This window comes from uncultured Maribacter sp. (genome assembly GCF_963975365.1).
In the GTDB taxonomy this organism is placed as follows: Bacteria; Bacteroidota; Bacteroidia; order Flavobacteriales; family Flavobacteriaceae; genus Maribacter.
This window is the reverse complement of record NZ_CAXBGF010000003.1, coordinates 272,736-294,551: the sequence shown is the minus strand read 5'-3', so window position 1 is coordinate 294,551 and position 21,816 is coordinate 272,736. Positions and strand designations below refer to the sequence as shown.

24 protein-coding genes are annotated in these 21,816 nt (G+C 42.8%); all 24 read right to left on the bottom strand.

What is annotated here, in order from left to right; genetic code table 11:
* Positions 1-26: 26 nt before the first annotated feature.
* Positions 27-2,567 carry an alpha-glucan family phosphorylase gene (glgP, locus tag AACZ49_RS06070; protein ID WP_339652655.1) on the bottom strand — a complete coding sequence of 847 codons (2,541 nt, stop codon included), beginning with the start codon at positions 2,565-2,567 and terminating at the stop codon, positions 27-29.
* Between the two features lie 37 nt (positions 2,568-2,604).
* The gene (locus AACZ49_RS06065) at positions 2,605-3,522 is read right to left on the bottom strand and encodes an alpha/beta hydrolase (protein ID WP_339652653.1); all 918 of its coding nucleotides are present in this window, start codon (positions 3,520-3,522) and stop codon (positions 2,605-2,607) included.
* A gap of 37 nt (positions 3,523-3,559) precedes the next feature.
* Positions 3,560-5,245: an alpha-amylase family glycosyl hydrolase gene (locus tag AACZ49_RS06060; RefSeq protein WP_339652651.1), complete on the bottom strand. Its 1,686-nt coding sequence runs from the start codon at positions 5,243-5,245 to the stop codon at positions 3,560-3,562.
* Positions 5,246-5,264: 19 nt separating this feature from the next.
* Positions 5,265-6,629 (bottom strand): dicarboxylate/amino acid:cation symporter, encoded by a 1,365-nt coding sequence (locus AACZ49_RS06055; protein WP_339652649.1) that lies wholly within the window; start codon positions 6,627-6,629, stop codon positions 5,265-5,267.
* A 13-nt stretch (positions 6,630-6,642) separates the two neighbouring features.
* The gene (locus AACZ49_RS06050) at positions 6,643-7,704 is read right to left on the bottom strand and encodes a class I fructose-bisphosphate aldolase (protein WP_339652647.1); all 1,062 of its coding nucleotides are present in this window, start codon (positions 7,702-7,704) and stop codon (positions 6,643-6,645) included.
* An 8-nt stretch (positions 7,705-7,712) separates the two neighbouring features.
* Positions 7,713-8,729 (bottom strand): type II glyceraldehyde-3-phosphate dehydrogenase, encoded by a 1,017-nt coding sequence (locus AACZ49_RS06045; protein WP_339652645.1) that lies wholly within the window; start codon positions 8,727-8,729, stop codon positions 7,713-7,715.
* Between the two features lie 21 nt (positions 8,730-8,750).
* Positions 8,751-10,106 (bottom strand): APC family permease, encoded by a 1,356-nt coding sequence (locus AACZ49_RS06040; RefSeq protein WP_339652644.1) that lies wholly within the window; start codon positions 10,104-10,106, stop codon positions 8,751-8,753.
* Between the two features lie 2 nt (positions 10,107-10,108).
* Positions 10,109-11,443, bottom strand: a complete 1,335-nt coding sequence (nhaA, locus tag AACZ49_RS06035) for a Na+/H+ antiporter NhaA (protein ID WP_339652643.1) — start codon at positions 11,441-11,443, stop codon at positions 10,109-10,111.
* Positions 11,436-12,851, bottom strand: a complete 1,416-nt coding sequence (locus tag AACZ49_RS06030; RefSeq protein ID WP_339652642.1) for an NAD(P)/FAD-dependent oxidoreductase — start codon at positions 12,849-12,851, stop codon at positions 11,436-11,438. The genes nhaA and AACZ49_RS06030 overlap by 8 nt, the downstream gene beginning before the upstream one ends.
* Before the next feature lie 7 nt (positions 12,852-12,858).
* The gene (locus AACZ49_RS06025) at positions 12,859-13,335 is read right to left on the bottom strand and encodes a universal stress protein (protein ID WP_339652641.1); all 477 of its coding nucleotides are present in this window, start codon (positions 13,333-13,335) and stop codon (positions 12,859-12,861) included.
* A gap of 58 nt (positions 13,336-13,393) precedes the next feature.
* Positions 13,394-13,867 (bottom strand): universal stress protein, encoded by a 474-nt coding sequence (locus tag AACZ49_RS06020; RefSeq protein WP_339652639.1) that lies wholly within the window; start codon positions 13,865-13,867, stop codon positions 13,394-13,396.
* A gap of 27 nt (positions 13,868-13,894) precedes the next feature.
* The gene (locus AACZ49_RS06015; RefSeq protein WP_339652638.1) at positions 13,895-14,401 is read right to left on the bottom strand and encodes a hypothetical protein; all 507 of its coding nucleotides are present in this window, start codon (positions 14,399-14,401) and stop codon (positions 13,895-13,897) included.
* Positions 14,402-14,405: 4 nt separating this feature from the next.
* Positions 14,406-15,122, bottom strand: a complete 717-nt coding sequence (locus AACZ49_RS06010) for a lycopene cyclase domain-containing protein (RefSeq protein WP_339652637.1) — start codon at positions 15,120-15,122, stop codon at positions 14,406-14,408.
* A gap of 4 nt (positions 15,123-15,126) precedes the next feature.
* A complete protein-coding gene (locus tag AACZ49_RS06005; RefSeq protein WP_339652635.1) occupies positions 15,127-15,930 on the bottom strand; it encodes an ATP-binding protein in 804 nt (267 codons plus the stop codon).
* Between the two features lie 3 nt (positions 15,931-15,933).
* Entirely contained in the window at positions 15,934-17,088 is a 1,155-nt protein-coding gene (locus AACZ49_RS06000) for a hypothetical protein (RefSeq protein ID WP_339652633.1), read from the bottom strand.
* Positions 17,089-17,117: 29 nt separating this feature from the next.
* Positions 17,118-18,401 (bottom strand): multicopper oxidase domain-containing protein, encoded by a 1,284-nt coding sequence (locus tag AACZ49_RS05995; RefSeq protein WP_339652631.1) that lies wholly within the window; start codon positions 18,399-18,401, stop codon positions 17,118-17,120.
* A 12-nt stretch (positions 18,402-18,413) separates the two neighbouring features.
* Positions 18,414-18,743: a DUF5676 family membrane protein gene (locus tag AACZ49_RS05990; protein WP_339652630.1), complete on the bottom strand. Its 330-nt coding sequence runs from the start codon at positions 18,741-18,743 to the stop codon at positions 18,414-18,416.
* A 21-nt stretch (positions 18,744-18,764) separates the two neighbouring features.
* Positions 18,765-19,211, bottom strand: a complete 447-nt coding sequence (locus AACZ49_RS05985) for a hypothetical protein (protein WP_339652629.1) — start codon at positions 19,209-19,211, stop codon at positions 18,765-18,767.
* Positions 19,212-19,273: 62 nt separating this feature from the next.
* Positions 19,274-19,489: an SHOCT domain-containing protein gene (locus AACZ49_RS05980; protein WP_339652628.1), complete on the bottom strand. Its 216-nt coding sequence runs from the start codon at positions 19,487-19,489 to the stop codon at positions 19,274-19,276.
* 39 nt (positions 19,490-19,528) lie between these two features.
* Positions 19,529-19,747, bottom strand: coding sequence for an SHOCT domain-containing protein (locus AACZ49_RS05975; protein WP_339652627.1), 219 nt, complete (start codon positions 19,745-19,747; stop codon positions 19,529-19,531).
* A gap of 28 nt (positions 19,748-19,775) precedes the next feature.
* Positions 19,776-19,991: a heavy metal-associated domain-containing protein gene (locus AACZ49_RS05970; RefSeq protein ID WP_339652626.1), complete on the bottom strand. Its 216-nt coding sequence runs from the start codon at positions 19,989-19,991 to the stop codon at positions 19,776-19,778.
* A gap of 16 nt (positions 19,992-20,007) precedes the next feature.
* A complete protein-coding gene (locus AACZ49_RS05965) occupies positions 20,008-20,268 on the bottom strand; it encodes a hypothetical protein (protein ID WP_339652625.1) in 261 nt (86 codons plus the stop codon).
* Positions 20,269-20,301: 33 nt separating this feature from the next.
* The gene (locus tag AACZ49_RS05960) at positions 20,302-20,811 is read right to left on the bottom strand and encodes a hypothetical protein (protein ID WP_339652624.1); all 510 of its coding nucleotides are present in this window, start codon (positions 20,809-20,811) and stop codon (positions 20,302-20,304) included.
* A 107-nt stretch (positions 20,812-20,918) separates the two neighbouring features.
* Positions 20,919-21,734, bottom strand: a complete 816-nt coding sequence (locus tag AACZ49_RS05955; protein ID WP_339652623.1) for a prohibitin family protein — start codon at positions 21,732-21,734, stop codon at positions 20,919-20,921.
* Between the last annotated feature and the right edge of the window lie 82 nt (positions 21,735-21,816).

Genomic DNA, 21,816 nt, shown 5'->3' with positions numbered 1-21,816 from the left:
TTCCTTTTTTATTTAAAATTCCATTTTTAATGCTGCCATTGTATCAAGTTGTCCTCCAACGGCACAGAAATGCCTTCGTAACTGGGTACAATGCGAACCGTATAGTGATCGATAGGCCTGGAAGTATTTACTTGGGCATAAAAGTTATGCGCGCCGTCTTCTCCCATCCAATCAAATTTCATCTTGATATTTTCAGACGCTTCACCGTTGATTCCTTCCGCGAATAGTTCTACCTGAATATGTTTGGGGTTTATTCCTTTCAACCATATCGGCACTTTAAAGTGATGCTTTTGACGCGCACTTTCAATTTCGACGCTCCCAAATTGTATGGTATCCCATTTATTTTTGAGCTCATTTCCTGCGCTAACAATTCTTTTCCCTTTAGCTCCTTTTCTAGCTGCGCATTTTTTATAGCTTACTGCGGCTGGCAGGTAATAGTTCTCCGTATATTCGCGAACGGTTCGGTTGGCCGAAAAACGGGGCGTTAGGGTCGCCATACTTTTTCGCATGCGCTCTACCCAAATTTCCCCTACTCCTTTTTTGTTACGTGAATAGAATTCGGGGACGACCTGCTGCTCCAGTATCTCATATAGTGTTGCTGCCTCGTGTGCGTCCCACGCCGGATCATCGCCATGTTCTTGGCCATCGCCCAATGCCCAGCCTACTTCGGGAGTGTATGCCTCGGCCCACCAACCGTCCAGTTCCGACAAATTCAGGCCACCATTTACAAGTACTTTCATGCCACTGGTACCACTGGCTTCCCATGGCCGTCTTGGGGTATTTACCCACACATCAACACCTTGGACCAAATTTTCGGCCAACCTCATATCGTAATCACTTAGAAAGAGGACATGTTTGTGGAGATTGTGTTTTTGGACAAACTGCACCCACTTTCGTATCAAGCCTTTTCCCGCTTCATCAAATGGGGGAGCTTTACCGGCCAAGACCAATTGTACCGGATGTTCCGGGTTGGTAAGAATTCGGACAAAACGTTCTGGATCGTGCAATAAGAGGTCCGGTCTTTTATACGGCACAAATCGGCGGGCAAAGCCCAAGGTCAAGGTGTCCGGGTCAAAAACCTGTTTTGCGCCCCCGACCACTTCCGATGGTAGGCCCGAGATTATTGCCTGCCTCTCAAACCTTTTCCTTATAAAACCGACAAGGCTTTTGCGGGATCGGCACCTAAATTCCCATAGTTTTTCGTCGGATAGTTTCGAAATATGTGCTGAATGGTCATCGAGTTCGCCCCTCCAGCGATCCTTTCCGCAGGATTCCGTCCAAATTTCATCTGCATATTTGGAATCCCAGCTTGGCATGTGTACTCCATTGGTCACATGGCCTACCGGAACTTCGGCTGCCGGCCAACGCGGGAAAAGATTGTTAAAAAGATTTCTGCTTACTTCACCATGCAAACGGCTAACACCATTTACCGCCCCGCTACCACGAATGGCCAGATAGGCCATGTTAAAACTTTCCGATCGGTTATTCGTGTCTGCCCACCCCAAGGCCATCAGGTCATTAAAGTCCAAGCCCAATTCTTCTTTGGTATAAGCACCTAGATGGTATTCCATTGACGAGGGACTGAAATGATCAAAACCGGCAGCGACCGCTGTGTGTGTGGTAAATAGGTTGCCCGCCCGGGTTACGGCAAGTGCCTCTTCGAACGAAGTTCCGTTCGCCTTCATAAAATCATTGGCACGTTCCAGGACCAGAAAGGCAGCATGCCCTTCGTTCATATGGCATACTTCGGGTTTTATATCCAAGGCTTTTAGTAATCTGTAGCCTCCTATACCCAAAATGATTTCCTGTTTTATTCGCAGTTCGGGCCCTCCACCATACAGCTCATCGGTAATTCCACGATGAATCGGCAAGTTGGCGGCATCGTTGCTATCCAATAGATAGAGTTTCGCTCTTCCTACTTGAACCTGCCATGCTCTTAGCCATATCGGGTGGCCGGGCAACGATACCTTTATACGTAGCCTCTCGCCGTTTGGTAGGCGCAAGGGCGTAATGGGCAGTTGTCCCGGGTCATTATAGGGAAACAGGGCATTTTGTGTGCCATATTTGTCGATTTCCTGTCGGAAATAGCCTTTGGCATAAAGCAAGCCAACGGCAACAACGGGTACGCCCAGATCGCTGGCCGCTTTTAGTTGATCGCCCGCTACATTGCCCAAGCCACCGGCATAAATAGGCAGGGCCTCGTTGAGCATATATTCCATACTGAAATAGGCAATGGTGGTAAGTGCCGCCTTAGGATGGTTCTGCTGAAACCACGAGGGCGCGGAAATCGCTTTTTCGTTTGCCTTTAAAAGACCGTCTAACTTCTCCCGAAAATCCGGGTCTGCCAAACGCTCCTCCAGTCGATCTCGTGAAACCGTCTGTAGAATGACCCAGGGGTTTCGCGTGAATTCCCAGAGTTCCGGATCTAGTTGTTCCCATAACATATCCGAGGCATGGTTCCATGACCAACGGATGTTCAGGGCCAGTTCTATAAGGGCATCGATTCCCTCGACGTCCGTATGCATCAATCCATAGAATTGATTTGTACTATATTTTTGTTCTTTCATCTTTCTATTTCATTTTCAAATTAGTATTCATTCCTGTTCACCATGATTTTTCATCGAAAAAATCCCCGACCGCTTTCCAGACTTCAAGTGGTTCTTTAAGAAAGAGCTGGTGGTCTCCATCCTTTACTACCATTAATTTTGCACGGGGAAAGGACCTTGCAAACTTTTCCACGTTTACAAAGGGTGCCACTTTATCGTCGGTGCCTTGGATAAAGAGAATCTTTCGATTGCGTATGCTCTTTGTAAGGGCGTATAGATCCGTTTTGAGAATGACCTCGTTCAACGAATTATAATAGCTCTGCCAGGTATGTTTTTTAGAGTCTTTAAAAACATCGTCGGTCAGATTTTTAGGCTTTAACCATTTGACAATGTATAATGGGTGGAGCATACAGAACACCTTCCCATAGGAGCTTACGGCGAGCTTATCGAAAAAAGAATTACTGGACATCTGTTCGGAAAATTGATCTCTACTTTCAAAAATAGGGAGGCCTATGACCGTAGCCCCGACAAACCGGTTAGGGTGTTTTGCAAAGAGGGCCAAGGAAATTACCGCGCCCATGGAGTGGCCTAAAATAAGGGTGTTACCATCATTAAAGCCTTCTTTCGTGATGATGTTTTCAAGTGCCGCAAGCTGAATTTCGAGACTATATTCGCTTTGGGGTTTTGACGAATCTCCGAAACCCAACAAGTCGACCAAAAGTAGCCTGTACTTTCCGGTAACCTGCGCCAAATCCTTTTTCCAATAATTTTTAGTACCTGCCATACCATGAATCAAGATTATGTTCCTTTCGCCCGAGCCCACTATTTCATAGTTTAGGGGCATGGTATCGGAATCATATTCTGGAGCCAAAACGACGGTTAGGTATTGATATCCCACTACCGATATAACGGATACTAAAATCACCAATACTGCCAAAAAAACCATTTTTATTATTTTTATCTGTACGTATTTCATTATCCTAGGTCAAATTCGTTACGAGGTTCTGTTTCCGCTACTTGTTCTTGAATATCAAAAACTCCATGGGTTTGAGCTTTACCTTGATGAAAAGACGGCCATCGTTCTTATCCATATTTTTTTCTATCCTAATTTTTTTCTTTTTGCCATAGATGCATTCCATAAGCATACCCTCTTTGTTGATAATGCTATCGATCGCTATATATTCTTCTTTGATATTCTTTGGTGAAGAATTATAAACTACCAGAATTTCGCCCTCATGCAGAATCCTTGAAAATGCCAAAAGACATTCCTCACAATCGGGAAACTGAAAATCAAGTCCATTTTTTGAAGTTTCCCGGAAATACATCCTACCGAACTTTAGAATAGCTTCTTTCTGCCTTAGATGTGCCAAGACTGCAATTCTCTTGTATATCCATGAATCTTGGTTCAATACATTCGTCTGTTTATCATCGGGATCGAACATTCCTTCCCGAATATACCGGTCATCCATACCGTTGCCCTCAAAACCTTGTTCAGTTCCGTAATAAATACATGGGGCGCCAAGGGCGCAAATGAGAAAGCCCATGCCCGCAACAATTTGCTCGGGAACGGCATTATAGCCAAAGCGGTGTTTAAAATCCATCCCCACCTGATCGTGGTCATCGATATAGGTTACCAGGAATTCCCCATATTCGCCCCGGCTTAGGGCATTCCTTTGCAGTTCAGAATACCGCTGTATCAATCTGTTTGGAGATGAATTCCCTTTTATCACTTCTGCCAATACGCTATGTAAAGGATGGTCCAAAATGGAATCGAGCCCATAGTATACATTCCGGTCCTCCGGCAGCATTTTGGGGCCTATATAGGGGTTTCCCATCTCATCATTACCAATAATCTCACCGAACAAAAAGAAGTTTCTCTTCCCCAAGGAATAGGCATATTCCCGTATGTTAGAACAAAAACGACTGATATCGCTACCCTTCATATGCTTGACGGCATCTAACCGGAAACCGTCCACATCGGTCTCTCGTATCCAGTAACAATGTATCTTGGCCAGTATCTCTTGTAAATCTTCACTAACGGGGGAATCATCGTTTCTAAATGTTTTTAAGGTAAAGAAGTCACCTTCCTGGGTCTCGGGATAGGCATCAAAATTCCTGATCTGCCCTTTTCGGTTATACAGCTCCTGATTTCTCAGTTCGACTGGAAGCGGCCTGTCTTTCTCACGCCAACCTCCTAGTGGAAACCGTTGCCCCTCTGCATAGAAATAGTCATAATCAAAAGGATACGACCAATTATCCCCGGAATGATGAAGAACGATATCCAAAAAGACCCGTATATCCAGATCATGTGCCTTGTCCACCAGTTTTTCCAGTTCTTCCTTGGTGCCCCAGCGTTTGTCAACGTCCATATAGTTCTGTATGGCATAGCCATGGTAGGATCCCGGATTGTTTTCGAAAACAGGGCTCAGCCAAAGGGCCGTACAGCCTAAATTTTTGATGTAATCAATGTTGTCCATAATGCCTTTAATTGTCCCCCCAAAAGGCTTTTGCAACTGATCTTCGTTCCCGAAACCGGGATGTCGGATACCGAAATTCTTCGAATGCCGCTTTTTGCTGTCATGAAATCGGTCAATCATAAGAAAATAAATGATCTCCTCCCGCCATTCCCTATGACAGTTTATCCAATACTCCTTGCCCGGTTTCGGGGTAAGATCTATTTTGTTAATTGATTTTATCATTATCCTTTTCTTTTAACATTTAAACAGTTGAAAACTCTGTATTTGTTTTTACATCGCTCTGTTTGGCATCTCCTGGTTTATTTCCATAAAACCTATCGAATACCATGCAGGCCGTTAGGTCACCGGTAACGTTGACCGCAGACCGGAACATGCCAAGCAAGCGCTCCACCCCGATGATGATGATAATTCCTTCGGCCGGAATTCCGACACTGGATAGTACAGAAGCCAAAATCACCACGCCTCCTCCCGGTATGGCCGGAGTTCCAATCGAAGCTGCAACTATTGTAATCACGATAACAATGACATTTAGAAGGCCCATTTCAAGTCCGTATGCCTGGGCTATAAACAAAGTCGTAATGGTCTGATAAAGGGCCGTCCCATCCATATTTACGGTGGTTCCGATGGGAATTATAAAATTACTGATAGAGGCATCCACCTTGAGTTCTTCCTCCGCTGTTTTTAGTGATAAGGGCATTACTGCGGCAGAGCTTGTTGTTGAGAATGCCAAAAGTTGGACATCCGTAATCTTACGTAAAAACTTAAATGGATTGCTGCGACCAAGGATGCTTACCAGCAAGAGGTAAATACCGACCAATATGAGCAATCCTATCAGTACTACGAGCACATAAAAACCCAAACCCGCCAAAGAGTTCAGGCCAACGCTCGAAGTCAGCTGTGCCATTAGACCGAATACAGCGACCGGAACCAACAACATGGCCCATTTGACCACCGTCATACAGATTTCCTGGATGGCCCCCAACAGCAACTTTACCGGTTTGAGAAAGTTGTCGGTCAGCGATAACACGGCAACGCCTATTATAATCGTAAAAATTACAATACTCAACATTTCGCCAGTTACAATAGATGCCAATGGGTTTTCGGGCAATAAATTTGTTATGGCATTCGGAATATCGTTTAGTCCAAATGATAGTTCCGAACTTTCGGCAGTACCGGCCAATGCATTTGCATGATCGACTTCTGCCTGTTGGTGCAGATACTTTCCCGGTCTAAAGAGTAAGGCCAGTATTGTGCCTATGGTTACCGATATAATTGTGGTAGATATAAAATACAAGAACACACCACCGCCCAGCCGTTTCAGATTTTCCTTATCGTTACTGGCGATGCCCGTAATGATGGAAGCCACGATCAGGGGAATCATGATCATCTGTACCAATTTAAGGAAGAGCATTCCCGGCAGGGCCAACCAATTCCCTAGAGCATCAGCAGTGCTTTTGGTGATCCAACCGTTTTGGGGGCTTAACAACAGGCCAACACCAACACCTAGGAACAAGGCAATGATAACCTTGAGCCACAGCCTATTTTCTACCAGTTTTCGTAGGTAGTTGTTAAGGGATTTTAATGATTTTATTTCCGTATCGAGCATTGTTATATCTGTATTATGCTATTGTGATTCTTTTTTCAAGGTAAACGCCCTGAACCGCATGTATCAATTCCACCCCTTCCTTAAAAGGTCTTTGAAAAGCCTTTCTTCCCAAAATAAGCCCGGAGCCTCCAGCTCGTTTGTTTACGATAGCCGTTGTGATGGCCTCGGTCATATCGGATGCTCCTTTAGAACCTCCACCCGAATTGATCAATCCTATTTTGCCCATATAACAATTGGCAACCTGTAAACGGCACAGATCGATGGGGTGTTTGGTCGTTAGGGTTTCGTACATAGCATCGTCATACTTCCCGAATTGGAGGTCTTTAAAACCGTAATTAGTAGTAGGCAGTTTCTGTTTGATGATATCCGCCTGTATCGTTACCCCAAGGTGATTGGCCTGTCCTGTTAAATCCGCAGCAGTGTGATAGTCCTCCTTACCCTTTTTAAAGGAGTCGTTACGGGTGTAGCACCACAAGATCGTGGCCATGCCGAGGCTATGGGCCTCGGCAAAAGCTTCCGCAATCTCTTTTAACTGTCGATTACTTTCCTTAGACCCGAAATAGATGGTCGCCCCGATGGCAACAGCCCCCATATTCCAAGCGTCCCTGACCTTTCCGAACAAGGTTTGGTCGTAGCTATTAGGGTAGGACAGTAGCTCATTGTGGTTAATCTTAACAATGAACGGAATCTTATGCGCATATTTACGGGCATACAGACCCAGTGCCCCAAAAGTCGAAGCCACCCCGTTACAACCTGCTCCGATAGCAAGTTTTATAATGTTTTCGGGATCAAAATAATCGGGGTTCTTGTAAAAGGAAAAAGCGGCACTATGCTCAATACCTTGGTCAACGGGAAGTATGCTTAAATACCCGGTATCCTTTAGACTGCCATGCCCGTACAATTGGGCAAGGCTTCGAAGCACTTGAGGATTCCGATTACTATTGACAAAAACTTTGGAGACAAAATCAGCATCGGGCAATTGCAGTTCATCTTTGGTGATTTTTTCGCTAACATGATCCAGATAAAAGGGCGCTTTGTCCCCTAGCTGTTCCACTATATTTTCGTATGTTTTCATTGTTGTTGCTATTGATTAATACCAAGACTTTTATTGGTCTTTTCTATAGATTTATGGGCATCGGTCTCAATGCCGGTAAGTGCACGAATGGCATCTAGGGTCTCGGGAATAACAATCGCTTGGTTATCCACCACATAGGCATAAAAAAGTTCGTCGCCAACTACCTTGAGCATATCTTCCCAAAGGGCTACCTCGTACATATCGCCCCAAGGTCTGCCCATATCCATGAACATTTCCTTGATGGTGTTGTTTGAAACCAGACCTTGATCATAGCGTATCAATTTAATACGGCTCGAAGTTTTAAAGGCGTTGAGCACTTCTTCCTTGGTAACTTGATTTTTCAATTTCACGTTCCAATAATGCATATGACTCAGGGTTTCGGGCACTTTTACCGCTGAAGTAATCACATCCAAATCGGGATCAACGCTCTGTGCATCGGGCCCTTGGTGGCTGGGGATATCCCTTTCAGGAACCATAGTGTTCATGATGCCTCCCAAATGACTTTCCCAAGGATCGGTGGCCCTTCTTAACAAGGTACCCCTTGCGTAGTCCAATAAATCGGCTTTTTTTAAGGCGGTCAATGTTCTTAATATAGAGGTGGTGTTACAGGAAACCACCCTTGTAGCATCAAGATTTACAGCGGATTTGTAATTGTTTTCCGCACTAAAGGAATGGCCCGTGGTTTCGTGTTTTTCGCCACCCTGGACAATGAACTTTATACCTTGTTTCTTATACATTTCAACATTCTTGGCCGCTATGTTCTTTGGGGTACAATCGACCACGAGGTCCACTTTATCCAATAGGCCTTGCATATTGCCCTTTACCGAAATACCGGAAGCCTCCATTTGTTTTTCGGCATCGGCGGTTGCCGCATAGATCTCATACTCTTTTCTTACGGCGTTCTGTATCCGCCAATCACTGATGACGTCGCAAACACCTTTAAGTTTCATATCATCTTGTACGTTGATGGCATCGGCTACTCTTTTTCCGATTACGCCATATCCTATAACTGCTATATTTTTCATATAAATTGGGTTTTTAATTAATTAAGTTTTATTGTTTTTACTATTTGTAGTTTCCATTCCCATCGACATGTTACCTTTATCGTCTGTATGCGAATTCATAAAAAACCGTTCCGCAACAAGTATTAGGATAATTCCAATTGCTGCTACGATGAGTACCATTGGATCGTTTAGATATTTTATATAAAGGAAGGACGTCAGTACTACAATATCCATTACAATGGCTATTAACGGAATGATGGGTTGAAATTTCACTTCTTTTTTTAGATGGCGGAACAGCCCCCAGTGGATAGCAATATCCATAATAAGATAAAAAATAGCTCCTATGGAAGCAATCCTTGTCAAATCGAAAAGGGCAGTGAGTAAAATCGCAAGGGAAACCGTGAATATGAGAGCGGGATTTTTAAAATTGCCCATTCTTTTTAAGGACGGTACCTGTTTCATATTGCTCAACATCCCCAATAAGCGCGATGCCGAAAACACACTGGCGATAACGCCTGAAAAGGTTGCTACAATAGCGATTGCTATGGTAAACCATAAACCCCATTCCCCAAAAACAGGTTCTGCTGCTGCGGCCAAGGCATAGTCCTTTGCCTTGATTATTTCAGGGATGCTCAAACCTCCTGCAACGGCAAGTGCCAAGGCTACATATATGACAGTGCAAATAAAAATGGAAAACACAATGGAACGTCCAAGATTTTTATGGGGATTTTTAATGTCCCCACCTTGATTTGTGATTGTTGTAAATCCTTTGTAGGCAAGGATTGACAACGCCAATGCAGCTACAAAGCTGAATCCTTGTGGCAACGCTTCGGAATTTTTGGGAATATAGTTCCCTGTCATATCAGCAAACCCGGAAACTATAAGGCCGGCAATGGCGAGCAATGCAATACCCGCCACTTTGATAATTGCTGTGAATGTTGCCGTTGCGCCAATAACTTTGTTGCCTAAAATATTTATGACGTAAGCAGTTACCAGAAGGAGAATACCAAGAACGGATGCATAACCGGCAAAACTTTCTGGGAACAACCGAAGCGTATAGGCCCCAAAAGTACCCGCTACCAAACTTTGCGAGACCACCATTGACACATACATCAACAAAGAAAAGAGACCAGTTGTGGTTCCCGGCCCATAGGATTTATTGAAGAATTTGACAACACCTCCCGAAGATGGAAAGGTATTTGAGAACTTTACGTAGGAATAGGAGCTGAAACCTACCACGATGGCACCAGCGATAAAAGCAATCGGGAACAGATCGCCCACCAACTCGGCTATTTGCCCCATAAGAACGAATATGCCAGCACCAATCATTACACCGGTACCAAGGGATATGGAACCTATTAGGGAAAGCTTATCATTTTTGCCTTTGGTACTTTTCATCTTTATGTTATTTGTGATTTTTGTAGTTTCTTTGAACTTTTCATTAAAATGACAGAGCCAATGATGCCGGCTATCATAGAAGCGAATAGAATACTTACCTTGGCCGTGAATATCAAAGACTCATCCGTGAAGGCCAGTTCGTTTATAAATAGTGACATCGTAAAACCGATACCGCCAAGAAAAGCTATACCATAGATCATGCTCCAATTCACGTTTTCCGGAAGCTTGGCCAATTTAAGTGCGACCAGTATTCTTGAAAAAGCGGCAATACCGATAAATTTTCCAAAAATCAAACCTAGGCCAATCCCCAAGCTAATGGGACTGGATAGTACTTTAAACAAATCCCCGTGAAGATGTATTCCTGCATTTGCCAAAGCAAACAAGGGAAGAATGACGAAGCTCACTATGGGGTTTAAGGACCTTTCAAATTTTTGAAGGGGAGTCTCCGCCTCTGAACTTATGGTCTTGATATCCTCCAATATCTCCAACTGTGTTTTTGAGATAAGCGTACTCTTTATCGATTTGGTTTCTTGAAATCTTTTATGAAGATTATCCAAACGCTCCAAAAAGATGTTCTCCTTAATTTTCACCCTGCTCGGAATTGCAAATGCGGTAAGAATTCCGGCAATGGTTGGGTGTACTCCTGAAAAAAAGAAGGCCAACCAAACACCACCGATACCGATGATGGCATAAAACCAGGTGCTTCTCACTCCCGCATAATTGCCGATAATCAAAGCACCGAAGAACAATAGCCCATGTAGCAGGTCCATTGCTGATATATCGGAGGTATAGAAAAGGGCAATGACCAAGACACCGCCCAAATCGTCCACTATCGCCAACGTAATAAGAAAAACCCTTAAAGCGGCTGGCAGTCTTTTCCCGACAAGGGCCAATACTCCTAGGGAAAAGGCAATGTCCGTGGCCATGGGAATGCCCCAACCATTTGAAGCTTCGCCCGAGCTGTTGAACATAAAATAAATAAGGGCAGGAATTGCCATACCGCCGATAGCGGCGCCAATCGGTAATACCGCATTCTTTGGGGATGAAAGTTTACCCCCGATTATTTCACGTTTCAGCTCTAGACCGACTTGTAGAAAGAAAAGGGCCATTAAACCATCGTTGATCCATAACAACAGCGGCTCCGATAGCTGAAGGCTGCCAATGGTAAAGGCAATATCGGTTTGCATTAAGTCGATATAATATTCCTTCCATGGCGAATTGGCCCAGACCATTGCGAAAACGACCGTGATAAAGAGAATAACACCGCTGTTATTGAGTTCTTTGGCCGTATTTCCGAAGAATTTAATAATGCCGTTATTTGTATCCTGTTTAGGCATCAATAGTGGTTTTTTTTGTGGCTATATCCTTTTCCAAATCATTTTTGAAATTCTCTTTTGATCGGGTTTCCGTAGTAGCATCACGTTTGAAATTCCTAATAATGACCCTATTGCTTTTTTCATAAGTAAAATAACTGATGGCCCAATTAAAGCCCACCAATAATTTGTTTCGAAATCCGCTGATAGACATTAGATGCACAATTGACCATAGCAACCAGGCAAAATATCCGGCAAACTTCAATTTCCCCAAATCGGCAACTGCTTTTCGCTTACCCACGGTAGCCAAAGACCCTTTATCCTTATAATTAAATTGGCTTAATGGCTTATCGTTGATGAGCCCTGTCAATGTAAGGGCAAGATATTTTCCTTGCTGCATAGCTGCCTGTGCCACTTGTGGGTGGCCTTTTGGGGTCTCTTCGGAAATCAGGGCGGCAATATCCCCAATGGCATAAATGTTTTCTTGACCATCCACTTTTAAATATGCATCGGTTTTTAAGCGATTTCCCTTGACTACATGCTTCTCATCGATACCCTTTGGGAAGTCCCCTTTTACGCCTGCTGTCCAGATAAGGTTTCTGGCCAAAATTGTCTTCCCGCTTTTGGTTTGCACGACCGTACCGTCGTAAGCACTTACGGATTCTTTCAACAATACTTTCACATTCAGATTTTCCAAATAGGTCAGTGTTTTTGAAGAAGCTTTTTCCGACATCGCCATGAGTAGTTCATTATTCGCTTCTACTAAATAAATGTTCATAATGGAAGAAGGGTACTCGGGGTAGTCCTTTGGAAGGATGTATTTGCAAAACTCAGCTAGTGCACCTGCCATTTCTACTCCTGCAGGGCCACCGCCCACGATTACAAAATTGGTTAGGGCATCGCGTTCCTCATCATCGCATGTAATCGCGGCCTGCTCCAAGTTTTGCAGCATCATGTGGCGGATATTTAGGGAATCCCGGATATCCTTCATGCCCAAACTATTTCTTTCCACTTCTTCCATACCAAAGAAGTTGGTCTTGGTTCCCGTTGCTAAGACCAGATAATCGTAGGTAAGTTTTCCTTTGTCCGTTATGACAGTATTGGTAGAGGCTTGAATTTCCTTTACCTCGGCCAGCCTGAAGCTCACATTCTTATACCCCTTAATTTGTTTTCTAAAAGGGAACACAATACTATCGGGTTCGAGGCCGCTAGTGGCTACCTGATAAAATAGGGGTTGAAATTGATGAAAGTTGTTGCGGTCTATCAGCACGACCTGAACATCTTTGTTTTTGAGCCCTTCCACCAATGCCAGGCCCGCAAAGCCACCACCAACTATAACTACCCGTGGCAGCGTGGAATTTGGTAAGCAGATTGCTTCCGTCATTTTGCATGCATGATCGTCGATACCGTTTAACATTTGATTCTGTTTCATTAACTTTTTACTGATTATTTTTCTCTTTCGAATGGCGTTTCCGTGCTATCAAGACGGAACAGTCGGCATGTGTTGCCACGGACTGGGAAACCGAGCCGAGCAAAAATCTAGAAAATGTGCCATGGCCCTGTGATCCGACAACTATTAAATTGGCGTCAAAGGCTTCCGCCTTTTCCAAAATTGCACTTTTGGGAAGCCCGTCGATTACTGCTGTTTTTATGGACAAAGCATCGTTCTTTTCCTTTAATGATTTTGAGGCATCATTAACAGTATCTTCCACCAATTTCCTTGTATTGGAAACGGCTTCGTCATAATAGTTGCCAAGCGTGCCACCGAATGGTAGGACGCCGGGAGCGGCCAACATGGGATTTTCGAACACATTCAAAATACATACTTCGGTACCCGCAGACAACGGCATCGCCGCAAGTTCATCTATGGCTACCTTACTAAAGTCCGAACCGTCTATTGCTAATACTATTTTCATGATTTGTTTTTTTGGATGATACACTGTCTTTCATTTTGCAGCCTATAACCAATATTTATTATTGGTCCTTCTTGTTCATTCCGCGTTTTCGTGCAATCATGACCGAACAGTGGGCGTGCATTGCCACTGACTGGGAAACCGACCCGAGCAGAAACCTGGATACCGCCCCGTGGCCTTGTGATCCTACAACTATTAAATCTGCGTTAAAGGCTTCTGCCTCTTCCAAGATTGCGTTTTTAGGCCAACCTGTCACAACTGCCGTTGTTATTGATAGTCTGGGATTTTTTTCTTTTAATACTTGGACCGCTCGGTCGACGATTTCTTCTGTTGATTTTTTTGCTCGGGACAAGGCATCTTCATAATAATTACCGAGCCCACCACCCATGGAGACAGCCCCTGAAGTCGCCAGAACAGGGCTCTCAAAAACCGATAAGATTTGTACTTCGGTACCTGACGGCAATGGCATCGCCGCAAGTTCATCTATTGCAATCTTACTAAAGTCAGAACCATCTATTGCCAATACTATTTTCATAATTTGAATTTTTATGAATGAAGGATTTTATCCTTTATTCTCGTTTATAAATGTTTTGGCATCTTCCTTGGATGAGAAGTAAAACACACTTCCGCTGTTTTTATCTTGAACAATAATTGCTGAAGCTTTATCAACTTTTTTATCACTAAGTGGATTGCTTCCGAAGCGGACATCATCCAAGTTTTTCTGTAATTTTTCAACACAATTTTCGCAACAACCGTAGTAGGTAGTTCCGTTGGCTTCAATAGGTATTTGCGCCACACCCATAAACCTATCGTTGACCATACAAACTTTATCGTTGGGGACGATTTCATAGTTTTCGGATGAAGCAACGCCTTCATTTACTGTTAGGGATGTTTCAACAGTTGGCTGGGTTACACTTTCGGCAACTTTCTTTTTCTTGTTGGAACAGGATAGAAATAGTATTGAAGACAGTAACAGGATTAATACACCAATGGATAATCTGCCCATTGGATTTCTAATGGTCACGACTTGGAAATTACTGTTTATCTGATGTAATGGAATAGGTTTCATAGTGCTAATTTTTAAGTGGAATTATAATTTCAGTTTGAATGAGTTTTCGCCAATACAGGTGCTCGTACAGCCCAGACCAGTACATTCCGAAAGTGAACGCGAACAACAATTCTTCAATGGGAATGCCCAAGACAAGAATATGGGTCAGGTTGTCAAGGTTCCAGAACAGCCTCACATATTGTGGATAGATCAGAAGAATGCTTCCGAAATAAATGAAGTACAATACCGTGAACAGAATTCCCCCAACCCAAATTTTTCTTTTCAGATCTGGGCGGCAGTACATTGTTGCCAATCCACCTACGAACAACGCTATGCTGCCGCAATAAATATGATTGAGCGATGTAAATAGCGCTAGAATACCAAACACGATGACAGGTATAAATAGTATATAAATATGCAAACGATGTCTTTGGTGACTGCGCTCGCTATGTGGTATTTCGGCAAGGCCTCTTTTAAAAATAAGGTTGTAGAGTACCGTACCTATTCCGCCTATGGCGAAAGAGAAAATCAAACTTTCGATATCAAATTCTGTTTTTTTGGCTAAATCGAACAACGATGGGGGAAACCAATATTCAGGAATGAACAAAGGCTCTGTAAGCCCAAAGGGCATTGTAATCCAACTCATTTTGAGCATTTCCTTCCTGGAATCCTTTTTCAAAAGGTAAACCAAGCCCCAAAGGGCAAGGAGAATAAGCGACCATATGAACCAGACGTATTGCATAATTCTATACTTTTTGGGTTTTTAAATAATCCACGGTTTCTTTTACTGTCAAGGGATATGTAGCGTTACCGGTGCGCACGTAAAAAGTCGTGCCCGCACCATCGTTTACATAAGCCGGTTCTCTTGAGGGTTCAATGTCTATGACACATATTTCCTTTTCATTGACGACATAAAAAGAAATATGGTTGCTGAAACAGGCCTCGTGCCCCAGTTGAGTGGATATAATCCTGTAAACCTCCCGCTCGTAGCCATCCCTGTTTTTGTGTTTAAGGGTTTTAAAATCCTTTTCCAGACCTAAAACGTTTCCATCATCGTCAACGCCTATAATTAATTTTCCGCCTTTCGCGTTCATAAAACCTACAATGGTCTTGGCAATGACCAATTCCAGCTCGCGGTTGGTGGTTTTCCTAAAATAATCATAGCGAATCGATGACTTAAATTCTACCTTTTCGTTTTCGCCATCTGCGATAATTTCGGTAATGTCTCTCTGTAATAAGCGCTGTTGCTTGCCTATGAGGCTATTTTTATTTTTGAGATGAATCCAAGTCAATCCCGTAAACAGTCCCAGTACAATTCCGAAAATTGTAAGCAGGCCGCCCATTCCCCACATATTAAAGCTGAAGGATTCTAGAACACGCTTGTTTAAAATTTCTAGAAAGCGTGCCGTTGAAAAAGGCGTATTACTATATTCGAACCAATAGATTACCATAGTGAAAGGGTGCACCAGGAAATAGAAGACGCCTGCTCCAATAAAAACATGAATCAAAATAATCTTTAATTTTTGTCCCGGCCTTTTTTGCTCCATCATCTATTATTTGATATAATTATGTTCCAGATTCAACAGGTCTTCCCTGTCGCCGAACTGTTTGTTGAATATTTTACTAAAGGAATACACCAAGGCCAGCTGCACACGGTGCTCACTTTTTCCGAACAAAATTTCCGTTAATCCTTTATTATCTGAGTACCGATACTGTAACCCGATGTCGAAGTCTTGCCCAAGACGATAGAATCCGTTGGCAATAAACATGAACTGGTCGGAATCTAACCCTAAATTCGATAGGGACTTGTAACCACCACCTATGGCCAATTGATAATGCGGTCGCTCCAATTTTTGCTTTAGATAGCGTACCGTTCCGAAAAGGGTCGTTGATTCTGTTCGGGTATAATCAAAATAGTCGTTAAGTGTGGTTACCTCGTCCCAACCAAAATTTTGTATGGCCTGAAACCTGAAGTCCACAAAGTTGATAGGATCTGGTTTCAAGTTGATGGTAGTACTAAACAATAGATTTTTTACCGAAGCATCAAAATCATTGGAATACCCAGACCTATCGGTAAAATAGTTGTTATAGCTCAACCCGATTTCCTGTAAGACGTTACGGTTCCACCGTTGGCTTTCGGGCACTCTGTAGAGAAGGGTCAACCCCATGGAGTTCAACCTAAAGTCGTCTGGTTCGGTGCTGTCATAAAAATTTTCGCCATGCACCGAGACAAAGAAACGTTGCTTGAAGACGCGCGCATATTCGAGCACATTTGCATACTGGTCCCGTTCTGTATTCACCCCATCCGAAAACGGGTTCAGGGCGTAGGTAAAGCGTTGCGCATCATCGTCCCGAAGGGTCGGAAATTCATTTAGATTCGTCTGTGCCAGGGTACGGCCGACCTTGAAAATGTTCTTTTTATCCTCTAGGCGAACGAAAATGTTATTGTAAAAAACTTGTCCCAAATTCGAATTCGCATCCGGAAACTGTAAGCCCAATACAAATTGTGCCCTCCAATCATTATACAGTTTTTGCCGTAGGCCCATTAATAATTGCGTATCGGAAAAATCGGAAACGGCACTGGACTCGTCAGAGTTGAAATTCAGGTTTCCGGAAAAAACGCCTTTTGCACCTATTTCAAATTCTGGGGTAATTTGAGCATAGCCCCAACCTGATATAAATATTATGATATATAGTAAATTTTTCATTTTAATTCTAGTTTCTAATTGCAGATTTGCTACTCGTCCAGGGCTATTTTGGGTAATTTATCCTGCCCGAACATCATTTTATCCATACCGTTCATTTCATTTTTTTCCATGGATTTCATTCCCTTCATATCGGACATCCCCGCTTTTGGATTGTACATTGGATTACCGGAATACTTGGAAATAATAAGCTCATCTTCCGGTAGGTCCTCATAGACCAAAGCCAACAAATTGCCCCCGGGATACAGTCCGTTATTGGTCACTTTACGGGTGTCATGGTCGTGAAAGGTCCAAATGCCTCTATTTTTACCCTCAACAACAATATCGAAGGTCTTACCAGGGGTCAATGGAACGGTATTTCTCTTCCAAGGATGTTCGATGGGCACCCCGTCATCGGCTACCATCCAGAAATCATGGCCATGCAGATGTAAATGGTGTGTTTCGGCACCGGCATTTATCAAACGTATTCTGATGTTCTCGCCAGACTTGATAAATAAATAGGGTGTAGAAGGATAGGACTTGCCATTTACCGTAAACCAATTGGCCTGTGGTAGATCTGAATTTGATCTTCTATTGTTCAAGTAGGGAGGTTGGTAGCCTTTCTCCATACTATCCAGTAATTGCTCCTTATTATCAAAAACGGCCCATTGTTCACTGGTAAACCTTCCCTCTTTCATCAAAAAGCTCCGTTGCTTCATTCGCTCCAGCATACTGTTCATCTCTTCACGGATATAGTTGGTATCATGGGAGGAATACACTAGTGTATATTCCCTCTCATAAGGGAATTTCTTTTTAATAGGGTCATCGGGGTTTTCTACGATCACGCTACCGAACATACCGGCCTGCATGTGCATGAGCGTGCCCCAATGACAGTGGTAAAAATGGGTGCCTTCCGGTTCTGCTACGAACTCATAGATAAATTCATTTTTGGGCATTACGGGAAGTTGTGTCACAAAAGGTACCCCGTCCATACGCCATGGCACATAGAGTCCGTGCCAATGAATGGTATGGTTCAGATCGGTTCTGTTCGTGAACTTTACCCGCACCTTATCCCCGGCGTTGACCCTTATTTCAGGGCCTGGAACCATATCGTTAAAGGCTAACGTATGGTATTTAAAACCCGGTGCCGGTTCGTGTGTATGCAGGTCTATGTAAAGTTCAAATTCCTTCCATTCGCCATCCATTGTATATGGCAATTGCCGTACCAAGCGTTGCTTATTCTCTTCCTTGGCACTTTCTGCAAGCAGATTGCCTGGAAAAAACAACATGCCAGCGGTGGATGCGGCACCAGTTCCTAAAAAGTCTCTTCTATCCATAAGTTGTTATTATTATTTTTTAAGTTGAGCATTATAAAATCCTCCAATACAAGCACCAATAAGCCACCCCAAAATGAATGTTTGAACGATACCGAATAATGCTTCGATAAGAGGAACATCCATTCTTATAATATTGGTCGTGTCCAGACCGTGCAATAGGCTATTGAAAAATAATATACTCCCTTCTTGTCCTGCGGTAGCCATGACGACCATACAGCCCAAATAAATTAAAGCCCCTGTGAGACCGAAGGCAAAACCAAGTTTTTTTACGTTTAATCGATACATGATTCTTGTTTTTATGTTAATAGTTGTTGCAAATTCATTTGCAGAGTAATGACTCATTTTACTAAACCAAAATTTTAATTAATGGTTCTTTTCTAGACTCTTTTTGTACTCCATCTTTTCGTGCATGGTCATTTTCAGATTTTCATTCTCCAAAACATGGTCGCAAAAGGTATCGCTCAAAAGGCTGTCGTTGGCGATGACCGGCATAAAATGGTGGCTGGTCAGCAACATAAGCTCAGGGTACACAGTAATCATATCGCTCAGTTTACTGGCAAGAATCGTATCGTTTGCCGCAGCGTTTACGAGTTCGTCCACCATCATGCCCGTGGCATGGTGGTTAGCCATCATCTTGGTAACATACTTTTTACCCAAATCGTGGTCTTCCACCATCAATGCCAAGACCTTCTCTTGTTGTGCTGGATCCTTGAGCATATCCTTTACAGCACTTTCCTGTTTTTGTGCGCAGGCCGATAACGTAAAAACAGCCAATACAATTCCTAGGGCTTTTTTGGTCTTCGTTTTCATTTTGATTTATTTTAATTGTTAAATTTTATTGATATTAGTGTTACGTCAACTTTGACACGACACTATTCGGATTTTAGAATCCTTTTTGATTCTTCAAATTGCTCTTTTGTAATTTCACCATTGGCAAATCTTTTTTTAAGAATTGCTAAAGGATTTTCCTTCTTTAATTTTCGGTAGGGGATGTCATATGGAACAAAGAAGACCCAGATTAATAGGATCAACCATATGATCCACCATACGAAGTGCATACCGCCCCAGTGTCCATTGAAAAAATGCATAGTTTCAGATTTAAAGATTAATAGTTGTTTGTTGCTGGACTATTTGTCCGCTTTTAAAAGTTCCTTTGACCGCTCATATTCCTCCTTGGAAATCTCCCCCTTGGCAAACCGGATTTTGAGCATTGTGGCCGAATCGTCTTCCATGGTTTCCGTGTAAGTTGTGCTGGAAGGGGCAAAGAAGATCCAGCCTAAGGCCACGATCCAAATTGCCCACCAGATAAGGTGCATTCCCCAAAAAAATCCATCTTTGTAAAACATGTTCTTAATTTTATAGTTACTATTCTTTTTAAATGATTTCTGTAATGGTATAGCCCTCAAGTTTGTTGAGTTGCTCTTGCAAATCTTCTACCGAAAGTTTCTCCTTCATACTTATGATCGTCTTTCCTTTTGGGCTTAAAAAGATTTCCGTTTTCTCAATATCCGGGTGTGCTTCCAAGGTTTTTCTTACCCGTGATACACATCCGCCACAGCTTATTCCGTTTATTTGATATTTATGTTTCATCTGACTCTTCTTTATATTAATGATGGCGGTGACCCTTATGTTCCTCCTTGGTTTCTTCTAGCGGTTTCGCTTCACCGTCTTCGTGTTGCTTGTCATTCTGTTCCGAATGATTATGCCGACCATGACCACCATGCGGAATAAAAAGGTGTACTAAAAACATCAGGATGATAAATCCAAAAAGCCCGTTATATCCAGTAATACCCAATGCGGGAGCGAAAAATATTAGTAGCAGTGGCAATCCACAACCGATAACCATCCATATCCAATGACCTTTCATAATTTTTATGTTTAGTGTTAAATGTTATCTTCTCTAATGATGATCGCCATGACTTTGGCTTTTACTCAATTCGGGTTGGGCTTGTTCTATCGCATCTATTTCATTTTCATCCATCATCCCCATATCTTTCATGTCCATTGCCTTTTCGCCCATCATCTGCTTACAGGACTCCATACAGTCTTTGCTCATCATGCCCTTTTTATGCATCATTTGCATCATATTGCCCATCATCTTTCCATCTTTCATCATGGACTGCATCATGTTTTTCATCATCATGCTGTCTTTCATTATCATTTGCATGCCACCGCCTTGCATCATGCTGCCCATCATCTGACTGTCACCCTTCATCATCTGCATCGCATGCTCGTTACTTTGCATGTTTTCCATAAACTGCATCATATAACTATGGTTGTTCGCAATCGCATTAAAAATTTCAGTCTTTGTTTCCGAATTTTCAAGAATTGAATTAACGTCTGTTTTCTGGGTGCAACTATTTAAGGATACCAGCCCGATTGTCATAAAAATTAGTGTTGCTTTTTTCATTGTATTTGATTTAAGATTTATTTCATTCGTTTTAACTTTTTCTTTTACTTGCCCCCCAAGTTTCGGGGTCACACTTTATGCTCAAATTTTCCCTTCAATCCAAAAAATCAATTATTTCCCAATATTAATGGTAGTCCAGAATCACCGCTGCCAACTATGACTACTTTCGAGTTAGGTGACTTCGCTAGTTCCAATGTTGCATCGATACCCTTGTCTTGTAATATCTTATCGGTCAAGGAAGCACTTAAAATTTTATTCGCGTCCGCTTTTCCTTGAGCTTCAATGGTTACTTTTTCAGCTTCCTTTTTAGCTGTAACCAAACGAAATTCATACTCCAACGACTCTTGTTCTTGTTTTAGCTTACGCTCGATAGCTTCCTTTATGGTACCTGGCAAAGTGACATCCCGTACTAATATCTCATTGAGTTGAATGTACTGTCCGTCAACGATTTTTTTGGTCTCTTCGTAAATCTCGGCCTGTATAGCATCTCGCTTACTCGAATACAATTGCTCTGGAGTATAGCGTCCCACAACGCTTCTAGCAGCCGATCGTATCGTAGGCAATAGTACGCGTTGAATGTATTCCGACCCTTTTTCTTGGTGAAGCTTTCCTAAAAATTCCCGCTTTGGTTCAAACCAAGCGGAGGCGTCCAGTTTAATCTCCAATCCGTTAGAAGAAAGCACCTGCATTTTTTCAAAAACTTCCTGCTGTCTGACCTCATATATAAAAACCTTGTTCCAGGGTGCCACGATGTGAAAACCCTCGCCCATAGGTGGTTCGTCGGTCACAACGCCTCCACTAAAAGTTTTGTACAACACACCGGCTTGTCCTGAATCGATTGTCACGGCAGATTTTGTAATTAAAACAATCAGCACAATCAGAATAATTACTGCTGGTAACGCAATTTTTGGTAATTTGTCCATTATATTCTATTTTAAATTTGTACTATTTTGCATTGTCCCATTGTAGGATTCGTGCTTCTATTTGTCCCTATCGCTTTTCGAC

What these genes read in the sequence shown, in the direction of transcription:
- glgP (WP_339652655.1), bottom strand. Translation starts at nt 2,567, where the DNA reads ATGAAAGAACAAAAATATAGTACAAATCAATTCTATGGATTGATGCAT.
- AACZ49_RS06065 (WP_339652653.1), bottom strand. Translation starts at nt 3,522, where the DNA reads ATGAAATACGTACAGATAAAAATAATAAAAATGGTTTTTTTGGCAGTA.
- AACZ49_RS06060 (WP_339652651.1), bottom strand. Translation starts at nt 5,245, where the DNA reads ATGATAAAATCAATTAACAAAATAGATCTTACCCCGAAACCGGGCAAG.
- AACZ49_RS06055 (WP_339652649.1), bottom strand. Translation starts at nt 6,629, where the DNA reads ATGCTCGATACGGAAATAAAATCATTAAAATCCCTTAACAACTACCTA.
- AACZ49_RS06050 (WP_339652647.1), bottom strand. Translation starts at nt 7,704, where the DNA reads ATGAAAACATACGAAAATATAGTGGAACAGCTAGGGGACAAAGCGCCC.
- AACZ49_RS06045 (WP_339652645.1), bottom strand. Translation starts at nt 8,729, where the DNA reads ATGAAAAATATAGCAGTTATAGGATATGGCGTAATCGGAAAAAGAGTA.
- AACZ49_RS06040 (WP_339652644.1), bottom strand. Translation starts at nt 10,106, where the DNA reads ATGAAAAGTACCAAAGGCAAAAATGATAAGCTTTCCCTAATAGGTTCC.
- nhaA (WP_339652643.1), bottom strand. Translation starts at nt 11,443, where the DNA reads ATGCCTAAACAGGATACAAATAACGGCATTATTAAATTCTTCGGAAAT.
- AACZ49_RS06030 (WP_339652642.1), bottom strand. Translation starts at nt 12,851, where the DNA reads ATGAAACAGAATCAAATGTTAAACGGTATCGACGATCATGCATGCAAA.
- AACZ49_RS06025 (WP_339652641.1), bottom strand. Translation starts at nt 13,335, where the DNA reads ATGAAAATAGTATTAGCAATAGACGGTTCGGACTTTAGTAAGGTAGCC.
- AACZ49_RS06020 (WP_339652639.1), bottom strand. Translation starts at nt 13,867, where the DNA reads ATGAAAATAGTATTGGCAATAGATGGTTCTGACTTTAGTAAGATTGCA.
- AACZ49_RS06015 (WP_339652638.1), bottom strand. Translation starts at nt 14,401, where the DNA reads ATGAAACCTATTCCATTACATCAGATAAACAGTAATTTCCAAGTCGTG.
- AACZ49_RS06010 (WP_339652637.1), bottom strand. Translation starts at nt 15,122, where the DNA reads ATGCAATACGTCTGGTTCATATGGTCGCTTATTCTCCTTGCCCTTTGG.
- AACZ49_RS06005 (WP_339652635.1), bottom strand. Translation starts at nt 15,930, where the DNA reads ATGATGGAGCAAAAAAGGCCGGGACAAAAATTAAAGATTATTTTGATT.
- AACZ49_RS06000 (WP_339652633.1), bottom strand. Translation starts at nt 17,088, where the DNA reads ATGAAAAATTTACTATATATCATAATATTTATATCAGGTTGGGGCTAT.
- AACZ49_RS05995 (WP_339652631.1), bottom strand. Translation starts at nt 18,401, where the DNA reads ATGGATAGAAGAGACTTTTTAGGAACTGGTGCCGCATCCACCGCTGGC.
- AACZ49_RS05990 (WP_339652630.1), bottom strand. Translation starts at nt 18,743, where the DNA reads ATGAGTCATTACTCTGCAAATGAATTTGCAACAACTATTAACATAAAA.
- AACZ49_RS05985 (WP_339652629.1), bottom strand. Translation starts at nt 19,211, where the DNA reads ATGAAAACGAAGACCAAAAAAGCCCTAGGAATTGTATTGGCTGTTTTT.
- AACZ49_RS05980 (WP_339652628.1), bottom strand. Translation starts at nt 19,489, where the DNA reads ATGCATTTTTTCAATGGACACTGGGGCGGTATGCACTTCGTATGGTGG.
- AACZ49_RS05975 (WP_339652627.1), bottom strand. Translation starts at nt 19,747, where the DNA reads ATGTTTTACAAAGATGGATTTTTTTGGGGAATGCACCTTATCTGGTGG.
- AACZ49_RS05970 (WP_339652626.1), bottom strand. Translation starts at nt 19,991, where the DNA reads ATGAAACATAAATATCAAATAAACGGAATAAGCTGTGGCGGATGTGTA.
- AACZ49_RS05965 (WP_339652625.1), bottom strand. Translation starts at nt 20,268, where the DNA reads ATGAAAGGTCATTGGATATGGATGGTTATCGGTTGTGGATTGCCACTG.
- AACZ49_RS05960 (WP_339652624.1), bottom strand. Translation starts at nt 20,811, where the DNA reads ATGAAAAAAGCAACACTAATTTTTATGACAATCGGGCTGGTATCCTTA.
- AACZ49_RS05955 (WP_339652623.1), bottom strand. Translation starts at nt 21,734, where the DNA reads ATGGACAAATTACCAAAAATTGCGTTACCAGCAGTAATTATTCTGATT.